The following is a 13989-nucleotide window of genomic DNA, read 5'->3' as shown; positions in this document are numbered from 1 at the left end:
GAAAAATTTTCCCTGCATTAGCTCCGCGCCCAGCGAAACTTCCGGTCTGATTCCTGAATCGGCAAATCGTTGATGCTGGCTTCACGTCGTCGCATCAAACCATTCTCGGCAAACTCCCACTGTTCATTGCCATAGGAACGGTACCAGTAGCCAGAATCGTCGTGCCATTCATACTCAAACTTAACCGAAATCCGATTGTCGGTAAAGCTCCAGAGTTCTTTTCTCAGCCGATAATCTAGCTCTTTATTCCATTTGCGCCTGAGAAATGCCCGAATCTCCTCGCGCCCGTTGAGGAACTCCGATCGATTGCGCCATTGCGAGTCCTCAGTGTATGCCAACGCTACGCGATCTGGATCGCGAGTATTCCACGCATCTTCAGCCGCTTGAACCTTAGCTTTTGCCGTTTCAAGCGTAAACGGCGGTACAGGAGGTCTCATTTCCATCAGTTAGCCCGAAAATGTCGGTGTCCATTCTACGCGCTAGATTCAACCCGACAATGGACGAAATGCTTAAGCTTTTTCACAACAAAACGCACCAGCCTGCTTGAACTGATGCGTCTTCAATCTCGTTAGAGATCAGAGTTAAACCGCCATATCGCCTGGATCGGAGTTGTTTCCAGGGGCAATTCCTAGCTGTTTGCGGCTTTTTTTGAGTTGTTTCCACAACGATCGAATTTCTTGAAACGATTCTTCAGGTGTCATCTTACCGCCTGTCTCCAGACAGCAAATATACGACACTCGCTGAGAAAACTCCTGCAAATTCGCATTAAACACCAAATTCTCTGGTTTGACTTGCCCCCGATAGCGGCTGCGCGGGTATAAGAAATTGTGTTGATCTGCCATCTCTTAATCTCCTGATAAAAAGGGTTTTGGTGTTTGCGCTTCAGCGACATTATTCGCTGGGTTGCACGATCGCGGGTTGCTCCTGTATGAGAGGAAATCTGACCAATATTCTAATTTACCTTGTCTTAACCAAAGGTTAACCCAGTCTTCCGGAGGATGTTGTATCTAAAAACACGATTTTGCCGAAATTGATTCATATATCGAACTACAACCGTAATCTCAGTTTTCACCGATTTTGGCGCAAGCTTTCACAACGCAATAGTTTGTTGTTGGATAAGTTGCTCACTAGGTTTAGAGACGATTAGTAAACCGTAGTTTGACAGTGGCGTTCGAGCACTGAATAAAAGATCGAGAATGCAGCACATTGAATGCAGTAAATTGTCTGTCTTTGTAATAAACCGTAAGAAATCTGTACGATAGGAAGGATTTTCGGTCACATTCGCGTGTGCTATAGGCATCGCCCACTCCAATATGATCAACTCCCTGTCCTGGTTCAACTCGTTTGTGTTTTCACCCCCACTGCTCGCTGCTGCCGAAGCAGAAAGCAGTTCTCTCGTATTGGCAGGCGTTCTGCTCAGTTTAGTCGTCGTGTATTTTGCCAGCAAAATTGGCGGTGAGATTTGCGCTCGACTCGACTTGCCCTCGGTTCTTGGTGAGCTTGTTGCGGGTGTGATTGTCGGTGTGTCCGCGCTGCATTTGCTGATGTTTCCAAGTGCGGAGTTCGATGCAAGCCGATCGCTGGTGATGCAAGCGCTCCAAATGACTGCACATCTTAGCCCCGAATCGCTCAATCTCGTATTTGAAACGCAGAGCGAAGTGATTTCAGTGCTTGCAGAGATCGGAGTCGTGATTCTGCTGTTTGAGATTGGGTTAGAATCCGATCTCAAAGAACTGATTCGGGTCGGTTGGCAAGCCGCGATCGTCGCTTGTGTCGGGGTCGCCGTTCCCTTCGCGCTTGGCACAGCCGGACTGATGACCCTTTTTAATGTCCCTGCAATTCCGGCAATTTTTGCGGGAGCCGCCCTGACTGCAACCAGTATCGGCATCACCGCACGGGTACTGTCGGAACTGCAACAGCTTAGCTCTAAAGAAGGACAAATCATCATCGGAGCGGCAGTTCTAGATGATGTGCTTGGAATTATCGTGCTGGCAGTGGTTGCAGGACTGGCAAAAACTGGAGAAGTACAAGTCACCAGCGTTATTTATCTGATTATCAGTGCTGCTGTCTTTTTAATCGGTAGCCTCTGGCTCGGACGATTGCTCAGTCCCTTGTTTGTCACCCTGGTGAATGAGCTGAAAACTCGCGGACAGCTACTGGTAAGCGCTTTGATCGTGGCGTTTGTGCTAGCAGATATCGCCGCCGTCATTCAGCTAGAGGCAATTTTAGGCGCGTTTGCTGCGGGATTAATCCTGGCTGAAACCGAGAAGCGGGCGGAGCTTGAGGAGCAAATCAAGCCGATCGCAGATATGCTTGTGCCTGTCTTTTTCGTCGTCGTCGGCGCGAGAACCGATGTCAGTGTGTTGAATCCGTTTGATCCAGCGAATCGCGAGGGCTTGATTATGTCTGCCTTCTTGATCGTGGTCGCGATCATGGGGAAAGTGGTCACGGGCTTTACGCTTTTTGGGCAACCCGAATTAAATCGACTGGCGATCGGAGTCGGAATGATTCCACGAGGCGAAGTGGGGCTAGTGTTTGCGTCGTTCGGTGCCAGCACAGGTATCCTTTCAGATGCATTGCAGGCAGCGATTATTGTCATGGTGATTTTAACCACCTTTCTTGCACCGCCGATGTTACGCGTCGTCTTTCCTCAAACTAACTCTGTAGCTGTTCCAAATCTCAGTAGCGTCGATGACCTCTGAGCAAAAAAATTAGGCTGAACTTGAGGCATCCATACTAAAATGCTCTAGCCCAAACCTGAGAAATGAAATTTTTTAGGTTTGGGATGTCCTTGTGTCACGCTTTGGGGTGTATGCAGCCGCTATTTCTGAAAAATTTGATCTCGCCTTTAAGAAACTCGATCGTGGTTCTTTGCGTCGCCAACATCGAGTCTAGACAACTCTATTTTCCAAACAAAACGAAGCGCAAATTTCCAGATCTCAGGAACGAGCTTGGGAATATTAAGTCAGTCGATCCAGTGATTTGATTTTGCTCTGAATTTTTTGAGTAATAATCGTTGAATTTCTGCGGTGAATATCAGCTTCAATCTTGATGTTTAGCTGAGCAAATATTCATCGATCGTGGGTGAGAGAGGATGCAAATTCAATTTTGGAGATCGAAGCTGTCAGCGAAAAGTCTTAATTTCGTTGCTCAATTTTGATTATCAAAGCATAGAAATGATTGCCGAAAAATAGCGGCGCAACGCACAAAAGGAGAGAAAAGTTGGAACGCGATCTTCAGTCTACCAGTGCAAAAAAGTCTCAAAGAAGATTTCATTTCCGGACTTACTTTTTGCTCTGCTCATTCTATTTTTTGCTATTCACCTTTCCGGCTCAAGCAGCAAGATTACAGTCCTGGCGCTTGAGTCCAGCCCAGAATCAATTGGAATTTTCGACCGATGATGGCGTTCAGCCCAAGGCACAACTGCTGAACGATCCAACTCGATTGGTAATCGATCTGCCAGGTGTCACATTCGGGCGACCACAGGTCACAGAATCTTATAACGGTGGCGTGCGATCGATTCGGGTGGGACAGTTCGATCGCCAAACCACTCGAATTGTCGTTGAATATGCACCCGGATACACTGTTGATCCGAGCCGCATTCAATTTCAAGGCAGAACCGCAAATCAATGGTCGGTACAGCTTCCTACGCCAACCTTTTCAGGCGTTGCAACTCCTCCTGTAACCCAACCTCCCATTACCCAGCCCCCCACTGCTCAACCCCCCATTAGCCAACTGCCGCCAACTTCGACAGGTCGCACCTTTGTTCAGAGCCTTCAAGCAACCGGAGATGGCTTATTTCTAAGAACAACGGGCGCTACTCCACAAGTTCGATCGCTGAGATCGAACGATCGTCGCCAGATGATCATCGACATCTTTGGCGCAACCCTTTCTCCGAATCTGTTTCCGCGTGACCTTCCAGTGAATGTGAGCGGTGTCTCTCGCGCTCAAATCTCACAATTCACGCCAGATAGCGTTCGCTTGACCTTAACGCTGTCCCCCCAGAGTGCCGATTGGCGAGCTAGCGCGAGTCCTTCTGGCGGGTTAATTGTCTTACCTCAAGCTGTAGGTTCAACTCCGATCACATCATCTCCGGTCACACAGCCTCCAGTCACGCAACCTCCTGCCAGTCAAACCGCGATCGTTCAATCTGTCGAGCTTGATGCGAATCGCCAACTGATTATCCGTGGCAATCAGCCACTCAGTTACACCACAGGCTGGGATCGGGCGACTGGATCATATCGAGTGTTGATTCGATCGGCACGTACCGACCAGAGCTTTAGAGGGCCTCAACTGCCTGCAGGTAGCTCAATTCTGCAAGCGCGAGTCCGGCAAGACGGCAACGATCTCGCACTCTTGTTCCTGCCTGCTGCAAATGTGCAGTTTGGCGACATTGTGCAGACATCTCCGCAGCAGTTGATCTTACCTGTGCGTCGCGGATTGTTCCCGATTACACCGCCGACGACAAATCCGCCGACGACACCCCCAATCACGCCTTCTCCGATCCCAGTCCCGCCTACGACTAATCCGCGTCCCGTTCCGCCGCGTGTTCCCAATGGTCGCCTAGTCGTGGTAATCGATCCGGGACATGGCGGGCCTGACCCCGGAGCCGTTGGCATCAGAGGAATTCAAGAAAAAGAAATCGTGCTCGATATCAGCCGCCGTGTCCAGGCAAATCTAGAGCGAGGAGGGGTTCAGGTCGTGATGACCCGCAACGCTGATACTGACTTGGATCTCCAGCCCCGCGTCGATATTGCACAGCGAGCAAATGCAACCGCATTTGTCAGCATCCATGCCAACGCCATTAGTATGAGTCGTCCCGATGTGAATGGGCTAGAAACATACTATTTCCAAAGTGGCTTGGAACTGGCCCGCACAATTCATCGCAATGTCCTGCAAGGAACCGGAGTTCAAGATCGAGGAGTTCGCAGTGCTCGCTTCTTTGTTTTGCGTCGCACCTCGATGCCTTCTGTTCTAGTGGAAGTTGGGTTTGTCACAGGTCGGACTGATGCGACTCGCTTGGCGGAGTCATCCTATCGTCAGCGCATGGCAGATTCGATCGCTCGCGGCGTTCTCGAATATCTAGGGAACCGCGGTTCGCGTTAAATCCTACCCCTATGGTGTTGAGCCACTTGGCAAGAGCGCTTAGACTGAGATGAAAGTAAGAAGCCTGAAGCAAAAAATCAGAGTACGATTGCTTCAGCCTTCTGGCTTTTGATGTTCTGATCTGAATGTTCTGAGTGGTGTGAGGAAGTAAGACATGATCAACCTGGGAGAAGAGTTCGGTTGCTTAGCTGAGTCACCGAATGGCTCAAATCCGATCGGGCTATTTGATAGCGGGGTCGGTGGCTTAACGGTGCTGCGCGAGATGTATCGCCAGCTGCCGAACGAATCGCTGTTGTATTTTGGTGATACTGCTCGTGTTCCGTATGGCACTCGATCGCAGGCCGAAATTATTCAGTTTGTGCGCGAAATTTTGAATTGGATGGTAGAACGTCGCGCCAAAATGGTGATTATGGCGTGTAATACCAGTTCGGCATTGGCGATCGAAACCATCCGCCAAGAGTTTCCAAGTCTACCGATTCTGGGTGTGATTCTGCCAGGTGCAAGGGCAGCCGTCAAACAAGGACGACGCATTGGAGTAATTTCGACTCCTGCCACTGCTGCCAGTGATGCCTATCGCCAAGCCATTCTTGAAGTTGAGCCGACCGCTGAAGTTTGGCAAATTGGCTGTCCTGAGTTTGTGCCATTGATTGAGCAAGGGCGAATTGAGGATTCTTATACTTATAAAGTCGCTCAACGTTATCTCAAGCCGCTATTAGATCAAAGCATTGACACGCTAATTTATGGCTGTACGCACTATCCGCACCTCGCTCCGGTTGTGAGATCTATCGTCCCCAGTTCGGTACAGCTGATTGATCCGGCCGTCTCCGTTGCGAAAGCAGCCGCGCAGGAGTTGGAATTGCTGGGCTTGCGATCTGCACAGCCTCCTTTACCGACGCAGTTTTATGTCAGCGGCACTCCAGAGCCATTTGTGGAAGTGGCGCAACGCTGGCTCGGTTACACTCCGACAGTACAGCAAGTGACACTCTCGGAATCGGTCGCCGTGGGTTAAGACCGTTGGTTAAAACTATTTGGAGCCTGGCGAAGGGGCTGAGTTTGCGCTTGTCACCACTGCTCCAATTCCTCAAGCGTGTTGAAGTTAAGCGGCGCGATCGTGCCGCTTGAAACCGGCTAAACTGAGAACCGCAAATTTTTAATCCCCTAGATTTGCGGATTTATGAGTAAAATAAGGTCACAAGCCGTAAAAAAACTTAACCTATAGCTTCTGAGTCGGCAACTACATGACCTCAGCCACATCCCTCTTTTCTCCGGTAGAAGCGGATTTACGTTTACTTGCCGAGAACCTTAAAAATCTGATCGGTGCGCGTCATCCTATTCTTTACGCTGCCGCAGAACACCTGTTTAGCGCCGGAGGAAAACGTATTCGTCCTGCGATCGTCCTGCTCGTTGCTCGTGCTACGATGCGCGGACAGGAGATTACTCAGCGTCATCGCCGTCTTGCGGAAATCACTGAGATGATTCATACCGCTAGCTTGGTGCATGATGATGTGATCGACGAGTCGGAGATGCGGCGAGGACTTCCCGCAGTTCATAGCCGATTTAGTACACAGGTTGCTGTATTAGCCGGGGATTTTCTGTTTGCTCAGTCGTCGTGGTACTTGGCAAATCTAGAAAATATCGAAGTGATTAAGCTATTGTCTGAGGTGATCAAAGACTTTGCCGAAGGTGAAATTCAGCAAGGATTGCTTCGTTTTGATACAGGTTTAACGATCGACTCTTATCTAGAAAAAAGCTATTACAAGACGGCATCTTTGATCGCAAATAGCTCGAAAGCGGCAGCACTATTGAGTGATGCTTCCGATGCAGAGGCACACAAGCTGTATCAGTACGGACGGCACTTAGGCTTAGCGTTTCAGATTGTTGATGATATTTTCGACTTTACCAGTTCAGCCGAGGGGCTTGGAAAACCTTCGGGATCGGATTTAAAGAGTGGAAATTTGACGGCTCCGGTGCTGTATGCCTTAGAAGAAAAGCCTTATTTAGAAGAGTTAATCGATCGAGAATTTGTTCAGGAAGATGATCTAGAACAAGCCTTAGCGCTGGTAAGAGATAGTCAAGGCATTCAAAGAGCGAAGGAATTAGCAACCTATCATGCCAAAGCTGCGATTGAACATCTATCAGATTTGCCGCCTTCTGACTCGCGCCAAGCTTTGATTAAGCTGACAGACTATGTATTGAACCGATCGTATTAAAGCTTAAAGTTTGACTTCACTGAATCTAGGCAGGTAACACTGCCTTTTTTTATTGCAAAATCTAACTGGCGATAGAAGAAACTTGCTTCTATCGCTATCTAGCTATATAAAACCATCCTACGATTTCTGACTCCTGAAGGATGGGGATTGCGCCATTTGTTACTACGCTTAAACGCAATGGTTATGAAATTTCACATTTGTTTTCATTCATCGTGTTTTGGTAATAGAAATATGGCTATCTCAGGTGAGCGTCCCCGGATCGCATTGATTTCCGTACATGGCGATCCCGCGATCGAAATTGGCAAAGAAGAAGCGGGCGGGCAGAATGTCTACGTGCGGCAAGTGGGCGAAGCGCTCTCGCGGCAGGGGTGGCAGGTCGATATGTTTACTCGTCGATCGATTGCTGATCAACCTGAGATTGTGCAGCATAATCCACATTGCCGCACGATTCGGCTCACCGCAGGCCCGAAAGAATTTATTCCGCGTGATGATCTGTTTGGTTATTTGCCCGAATTTGTGCAGAATTTTCAGCAGTTCCAAACTGATTCGGGCGTTGAATACCCGTTAGTGCACACCAATTATTGGCTATCGTCTTGGGTCGGCATGACGCTGAAAAAGCTCCAAGGCTCGAAGCAAATTCACACTTATCATTCATTGGGAGCCATTAAGTATCAATCGGTTTCAGCGATTCCGATGATTGCAAAGACGCGGCTTGCAACGGAAAAACAATGCCTCGAAACCGCAGAGCAGATTGTTGCCACCAGTCCTCAAGAGCAGGAACATATGAGATCGCTCGTTTCGCAGCATGGCAACATTGATATCATTCCTTGTGGAACCGATATCGAGCGGTTTGGTCAGATTTCTCGCGCTGAAGCTCGCGAGGTTCTGGGATTGAATCAAGATGACAAGATTGTGCTGTACGTGGGACGGTTCGATCGACGTAAAGGCATTGAAACTGCAGTCCGCGCTGTCGGGCGATTACAGCACGAGAATCTGAAATTGATTATCGGAGGCGGTAGTCGTCCGGGACAAAGCGATGGGATGGAGCGCGATCGCATTGAAGGGATTGTAAATGAATTAGGCTTACAAGATATCACGCTGTTCCCCGGTCGTTTGGGGCTTGAGAATTTGCACTTGTACTACGCTGCGGCAGATGTTTCGGTGGTGCCGAGTCATTATGAGCCATTTGGATTGGTGGCGATCGAAGCAATGGCAAGCGGTACTCCGGTGGTGGCTTCAGATGTGGGTGGATTGCAGTTTACAGTGATTCCTGAAGAGACTGGACTGTTAGCGCCCCCGAAAGATGATGCGGCATTTGCACAAGCGATCGATCGAATCTTATCTGATTCAGCTTACCGCTATCAGTTGGGACGGGCGGGACGCGATCGGGTAGAAGCAATGTTTAGCTGGGATGGCGTGGCTTCTCAGTTGAGCAAGCTGTATCAGCAAGTGTTGAGTGTGCCTGCTGTGGAGCGATCGGCGGTGAGTGCATAGCTGCTAAAAGTTAGACACACAGAGCTTCAACGGTTTGAAGTTCTGTGTGTTTATGGTTCTTCGGGGATTGGAGGGGCAATATCATGATTTCTCGATGCTAAAAAGATAAATCCATAAGTTTGTATCTAGAAAAACGTTATCGCTCATAAAGTTCTGCTCGATCGAACTCGTAATCCTCAGGCAATTTGAAAGAGTATTGCTGAAGTTGCTCTAAAAAACGTTGTTTTCTGGGTTCTAGATTTTGTGTATCGTTGCTCTGCAACTGGGGTGATTCTTCAATCAGAACGAGAAATAGCTTCTTTCCTTCTAATGCCGCATCTAGCTTTTCATCCAGCACCAAGTTACCATCGCGGTAAGTTGCTTGAAGACCTTGTTCATTGCTGATTGCCCCAAGTCAGGAATGCGCTGATCATGGCATAAGTGAAACGTGCGCGGCAACGACTTTCCAACCGTCAGCCGTTCGCATCCAGGTTTGGCTTTGTCGTCCAGTTTTACCAGAGCGGACAAACTCCGTATTTGCTGTAGCAAAATCCTGCCCGTAAGTGGTGATCACTGTATTTTGTAGGGTTCGATCGAGTCCCACCGCCGATCGCCCTGCCCGAAATTGCGCGATCGTCTCATACCCATATAGATTCTCAGTTGCACCATAGCGAATCGTATGCGGACTTTGCCAAAAAAGCTGATCTAACACCGCAACATCATTACTAATTAAAGCCTTTTCATATTGTTCAAAAACGGCAGTCACTTCCGCCAACACATCAGGAAGGTTAATTTCCATCGCAATTTGCTCCTCAACCTTTAAGACTATACTTCCTTGCAGATTTCAAACATCGTTCAGTTTGATACGGTCAAACTATCCCGAAATGATGTTTGAAATCATGAATTTAGCCGTCGCCGAGCTTCCTACCGAAATTCCCACTGATCCGATCGAGTCTGCCGAAGCGGTTGGATTACACTACGTCAGCAACGAGATGCCAGGAATTCGACGCAAGAGATCGGGAAAAAGCTTCATTTATTTTGATCCGAATGGCGCTCGTATCAAAGACGAGAAAACGATTCAACGCATTAATTCTCTTGCAATTCCGCCTGCTTATCGGGATGTGTGGATTTGTCCGCTTGAAAATGGGCATTTGCAGGCAACTGGACGCGACGCAAAAGGACGAAAGCAGTATCGGTATCATCCACTGTGGCGATCGATTCGCGACCAGACAAAATTCTCCCGCATGATTGCTTTTAGCCAAGCCTTACCAGAGATTCGGCGGCGATTAGAGCAGGATTTAGCGCTTTCCGGATTGCCGAAACAAAAAGTATTAGCGACTGTTCTCAAGCTCATGGAACTAACGCGAATTCGAGTCGGCAATGAAGAATACGCGAAAACAAATGAGTCTTACGGTTTAACAACATTGCACGATGACCATGTGAATGTGATTGGCTCAAAAGTTCGCTTTGAATTCCGGGGAAAAAGCGGAGTTGATCATGCGATCGATATCAACGACAAACAACTTGCAAAGATTGTCAAACGTTGTCAAGATCTCCCCGGTCAAGAGCTTTTTCAATATTTAGATGAGAATAAACGACCGCAAGATATTAAATCGAGTGATGTGAATGATTATCTAAGAGAAATCACAGGTCAAGATTTTACAGCAAAAGATTTTCGCACTTGGGCAGGAACAGTTTTAGCCGCTACTCATTTAGCTGAAATTGGCAAATTTACCTCACAAACAGCCGCAAAAAAGAATATTACGCAAGCGGTTAAATCTGTGTCTTCTTATTTGGGAAATCGTCCTGCAACTTGTCGGAAATATTATATTCATCCGGGTGTGTTAGAAGCGTATTTAGATGAATCGCTGCATGATTTAGTTGAAAAACACAGCACGATCGTCATCGAAGACTGCCACGCGCTCCAGGCTGAAGAATTAGTCGTGGTGGCGCTGTTAACAGGAGAAGTAAAGGATTAATTGCATCCTTGAGCAAACTGCTTACTATGGATTAGAGCGCACGATCGCAAATCTGACTGGACTCAAATTCGGTCAGTTGAAATGCCGCGCTCAAGGTAAAGTAGGGAAAGTTTTATTAAGAAGCATTACATCGGGTTCATGGATCTGCGATTTCTGTACAGTCAGCTACTCGTTCAATGCCTCCTTGGAGTTTCTGCAATTGTTCTTGCAGAACTGATACGGGACGCTTATCACCTTGCCGGACACTACTGGCAACCCCTAAAACGTTTTCATAATCTACACCACAAAGCTTATCGTCCGGATTTGACGATCGCCAGTTTAGAACTTTACCAACGGGCGCAACTCTACAATGATGTGCCAGAATCACTGGCAATGTTCAGCGCCACAACCCTACTGGCAGGTTTGACCCAAATGCCGGGATTCTGGTTAGGATCACTCTACTCGCTGGTATTTCTAATTCCAGCTTTGGCACGATCGCAAGGGTTACTTTTACAAACCGATGTCACCCACAAGCCTGGGGATTTAATTGATTTACCAAAGCCTTGGATTGTGAATCGCACTTATCACTGGCGACACCATTTTGATCAGCCAAATGCTTATTTCTGTGGTCACTTTACGATCGTAGACAAAATGCTGGGAACAAGCTTGTCGCTCAAAGATAAAGTCGTGGCGGTTACAGGAGCGTCTGGCACGCTGGGACAGGCGTTAGTTGAAGAATTAACTCGGCAAGGTGCAAGAGTGATCGCACTAACAACCCGTGAAAATGCAAGCTTTGATCCCAAAGTTGAGGTACTGCAATGGCAGATCGGAGCGGAAGAAGACCTTCGATCGCGCCTGCAAAAAGTGGATATCTTCATTCTCAATCATGGGGTGAATGTGTATGGCGATCGTTCTCCTGAAGCAATTCAGACTTCATACGAGGTCAATACTTTTTCAACTTGGAAGCTCGCAGAATTATTCTTAGAAACTGTTACTGTGTCCTCGCATAAAGCACTCAAAGAGCTTTGGATCAACACTTCAGAAGCAGAAGTAAACCCTGCTTTTAGTCCGCTTTATGAACTATCGAAGCGAACATTAGGTGATTTGATTACTTTGCGGCGATTAGATGCACCTTGTATTATTCGGAAGCTGATTTTAGGCCCGTTTAAGAGTCAACTCAATCCTTATGGAGTGATGTCAGCATCGAGTGTCGCTTGGGCGATCGTTGCTTTAGCAAAACGAGATTTTCGGGACATTATTGTGACGATCAACCCGCTTACTTATGCGCTGTTCCCGGTAAAAGAAGCGTTACAGTCGCTTTACTTCCGATTGTTTACAAAACCCTAACTTTTAGATTTCGAGTAGTGTGAGAACTCCGGTTGCGCTAGACGATCGGAGTTCTGTCGCTTTCATAGAATAGAGAAAGCACGAGGAAAGCTTATGTCATTCAGCCCGTTCAAAACGCTCGGTGAAGTCGTCAAAGAATTTCAGGTGCGATATACCGAAGCAGAATTTATTCAGCAACTCGCATTTCAGATTTCTGAGTATTTTCGAGAAGATTTGCAGCTAATGATGCGCGAGGCAGTGGTTGATAATTCTGAGTTTGCGATTTGTGAGAATTTAATCTATCCCGTTCTCAAGGAAGTTTGGAAACACTACCGCGATCGCTTCATCATCTGGAGCCATCAATCCCTGAACTACGATGAAAGGCTGGGTGGCTTTCCAGAGTACATTCTGGCACGTCGCTCTCCACTCGGTAAAGTCGTGTTTGACAAGCCCTATTTGCTTCTAGTCGAAGCGAAACAAGACAACTTTGAAACAGGTTGGGCGCAATGCCTTGCAGAAATGATTGCGGCTCAGAAACTCAATGGAGAACCGGAAATTATCATTTACGGAATTGTGTCGAATGGCGATCGCTGGCAGTTTGGCAAGCTCGAAGCCGAGGTCTTTACCCGTAACACAACCTTCTTCACGATTCAGGAACTCGATGTTCTGTTTGGCGCATTGAACTACGGGTTTCAACAGTGTGAAGTGCAACTGAGAAGTTATGTTGCGATTTAGTTTTTTACAGTTTGTTACCTTGTCTGGTTCCTCACCATCAACGTTTTAGACTTGTAAAGCATCCTCGATCGAACCCCGTATTTAACGCTATGTTTCCAACCCATCGCCCTCGTCGGCTCCGCACCCATCCCCAACTGCGCCGCATGGTGCGGGAAAACGTTTTAACCACCAGCGATTTAATTTACCCGTTGTTTGCTGTGCCCGGACAAGGAATTGCCAATGAAGTGAGATCGATGCCGGGAGTGTATCAGTTGTCGATCGATAAAATTGTCGAAGAAGCAAAGCAAGTTTACGATCTTGGCATTCCTTCGATCATTTTGTTTGGCATTCCTGACGATAAAGATACCGATGCAACCGGAGCCTGGCACGATTGCGGTATTGTCCAAAAAGCAGCAACAGCCGTCAAAGAAGCCGTTCCAGAGTTAATCGTGATTGCGGATACGTGCTTGTGTGAATACACCTCGCATGGGCATTGTGGCTATCTCGAAGTGGGCGATTTGACTGGGCGCGTTCTCAACGATCCAACCCTAGAACTGCTGAAGAAAACCGCAGTTTCGCAAGCAAAAGCTGGAGCCGATATTATTGCGCCCTCTGGCATGATGGATGGCTTTGTCGCTGCAATTCGAGCAGGATTGGATGAGGCTGGATTTCAAGACATTCCGATTCTGTCTTATGCAGCGAAGTATGCGTCTGCTTATTACGGGCCATTCCGGGATGCTGCGGAATCGACTCCGCAATTTGGTGATCGTCGCACTTATCAAATGGATCCTGGCAATTCGCGAGAAGCGATCAAAGAAATTCAACTCGACATTGCAGAAGGCGCAGATATGCTGATGGTGAAGCCTGCTTTGGCTTACATGGACATCATTCACCAGGTCAAGCAAGCGTCTAACCTTCCCGTCGCGGCTTACAATGTGTCGGGTGAGTATGCGATGGTGAAAGCCGCAGCCCTGAACGGCTGGATCGATGAAGAACGAGTCGTCATGGAGACCTTGCTCAGCTTTAAGCGGGCGGGAGCAGATTTGATTCTGACTTATCACGCGAAAGATGCAGCCCGTTGGCTAGGTGCATGATTGTTGAATAGAACTGTTGCGGGGATGCTTTGCCGAATCAAATCTGCGGCTATCCAAACGAAGTCCGTCTACCTTTGATTCGGCAAAGCATTCACGCTTCATGCAAAG

The 13989-nt window shown here is 47.9% G+C and carries 13 protein-coding genes; 9 read left to right on the top strand and 4 right to left on the bottom strand.

Annotated features, from left to right (window positions below; translation table 11 throughout):
- Positions 1 to 17: 17 nt before the first annotated feature.
- Together NC980_RS10105 and NC980_RS10100 are read right to left on the bottom strand one after the other, a co-directional pair.
- Positions 18 to 443: a nuclear transport factor 2 family protein gene (locus tag NC980_RS10105; RefSeq protein ID WP_190379036.1), complete on the bottom strand. Its 426-nt coding sequence runs from the start codon at positions 441 to 443 to the stop codon at positions 18 to 20.
- A 138-nt stretch (positions 444 to 581) separates the two neighbouring features.
- Complete coding sequence (locus NC980_RS10100) at positions 582 to 842, bottom strand: hypothetical protein (RefSeq protein ID WP_190379035.1); 261 nt, start codon at positions 840 to 842, stop codon at positions 582 to 584.
- 471 nt (positions 843 to 1313) lie between these two features.
- On the opposite strand from NC980_RS10100, the gene NC980_RS10095 reads away from it, so the two are divergent.
- The 5 genes from NC980_RS10095 to NC980_RS10075 all read left to right on the top strand — a co-directional run bounded on the left by NC980_RS10095 (position 1314) and on the right by NC980_RS10075 (position 8810).
- Complete coding sequence (locus tag NC980_RS10095; protein ID WP_190379034.1) at positions 1314 to 2702, top strand: cation:proton antiporter; 1389 nt, start codon at positions 1314 to 1316, stop codon at positions 2700 to 2702.
- Positions 2703 to 3222: 520 nt separating this feature from the next.
- The gene (locus tag NC980_RS10090) at positions 3223 to 5106 is read left to right on the top strand and encodes an N-acetylmuramoyl-L-alanine amidase (protein WP_348253920.1); all 1884 of its coding nucleotides are present in this window, start codon (positions 3223 to 3225) and stop codon (positions 5104 to 5106) included.
- Between the two features lie 154 nt (positions 5107 to 5260).
- Positions 5261 to 6115: a glutamate racemase gene (gene murI / locus NC980_RS10085; protein WP_190379032.1), complete on the top strand. Its 855-nt coding sequence runs from the start codon at positions 5261 to 5263 to the stop codon at positions 6113 to 6115.
- Positions 6116 to 6344: 229 nt separating this feature from the next.
- Positions 6345 to 7316, top strand: a complete 972-nt coding sequence (gene sds / locus NC980_RS10080) for a solanesyl diphosphate synthase (RefSeq protein ID WP_190379031.1) — start codon at positions 6345 to 6347, stop codon at positions 7314 to 7316.
- Positions 7317 to 7547: 231 nt separating this feature from the next.
- Entirely contained in the window at positions 7548 to 8810 is a 1263-nt protein-coding gene (locus tag NC980_RS10075; RefSeq protein ID WP_190379030.1) for a glycosyltransferase family 1 protein, read from the top strand.
- A 136-nt stretch (positions 8811 to 8946) separates the two neighbouring features.
- On the opposite strand, the gene NC980_RS10070 is transcribed toward NC980_RS10075, so the two are convergent.
- Both NC980_RS10070 and hpxZ read right to left on the bottom strand, forming a co-directional pair.
- Positions 8947 to 9150, bottom strand: coding sequence for a hypothetical protein (locus NC980_RS10070; protein WP_348253919.1), 204 nt, complete (start codon positions 9148 to 9150; stop codon positions 8947 to 8949).
- Positions 9151 to 9219: 69 nt separating this feature from the next.
- Positions 9220 to 9588: an oxalurate catabolism protein HpxZ gene (gene hpxZ / locus NC980_RS10065; RefSeq protein WP_190379028.1), complete on the bottom strand. Its 369-nt coding sequence runs from the start codon at positions 9586 to 9588 to the stop codon at positions 9220 to 9222.
- 100 nt (positions 9589 to 9688) lie between these two features.
- On the opposite strand from hpxZ, the gene NC980_RS10060 reads away from it, so the two are divergent.
- From NC980_RS10060 to hemB, 4 genes are all read left to right on the top strand, one after another.
- Positions 9689 to 10768 carry a DNA topoisomerase IB gene (locus NC980_RS10060; protein WP_190379027.1) on the top strand — a complete coding sequence of 360 codons (1080 nt, stop codon included), beginning with the start codon at positions 9689 to 9691 and terminating at the stop codon, positions 10766 to 10768.
- Between the two features lie 138 nt (positions 10769 to 10906).
- Complete coding sequence (locus NC980_RS10055) at positions 10907 to 12094, top strand: bifunctional sterol desaturase/short chain dehydrogenase (RefSeq protein ID WP_190379026.1); 1188 nt, start codon at positions 10907 to 10909, stop codon at positions 12092 to 12094.
- 93 nt (positions 12095 to 12187) lie between these two features.
- Entirely contained in the window at positions 12188 to 12808 is a 621-nt protein-coding gene (locus tag NC980_RS10050) for a hypothetical protein (protein WP_190379025.1), read from the top strand.
- Between the two features lie 89 nt (positions 12809 to 12897).
- Positions 12898 to 13881 (top strand): porphobilinogen synthase, encoded by a 984-nt coding sequence (gene hemB / locus NC980_RS10045; protein WP_190379024.1) that lies wholly within the window; start codon positions 12898 to 12900, stop codon positions 13879 to 13881.
- Positions 13882 to 13989 lie beyond the last annotated feature (108 nt).

It is taken from the genome of Leptolyngbya sp. AS-A5 (genome assembly GCF_039962495.1).
GTDB lineage: Bacteria > Cyanobacteriota > Cyanobacteriia > Leptolyngbyales > Leptolyngbyaceae > Leptolyngbya.
The sequence above is the reverse complement of the archived record's forward strand: the minus strand, read 5'-3'. Positions and strand labels throughout refer to the sequence as shown.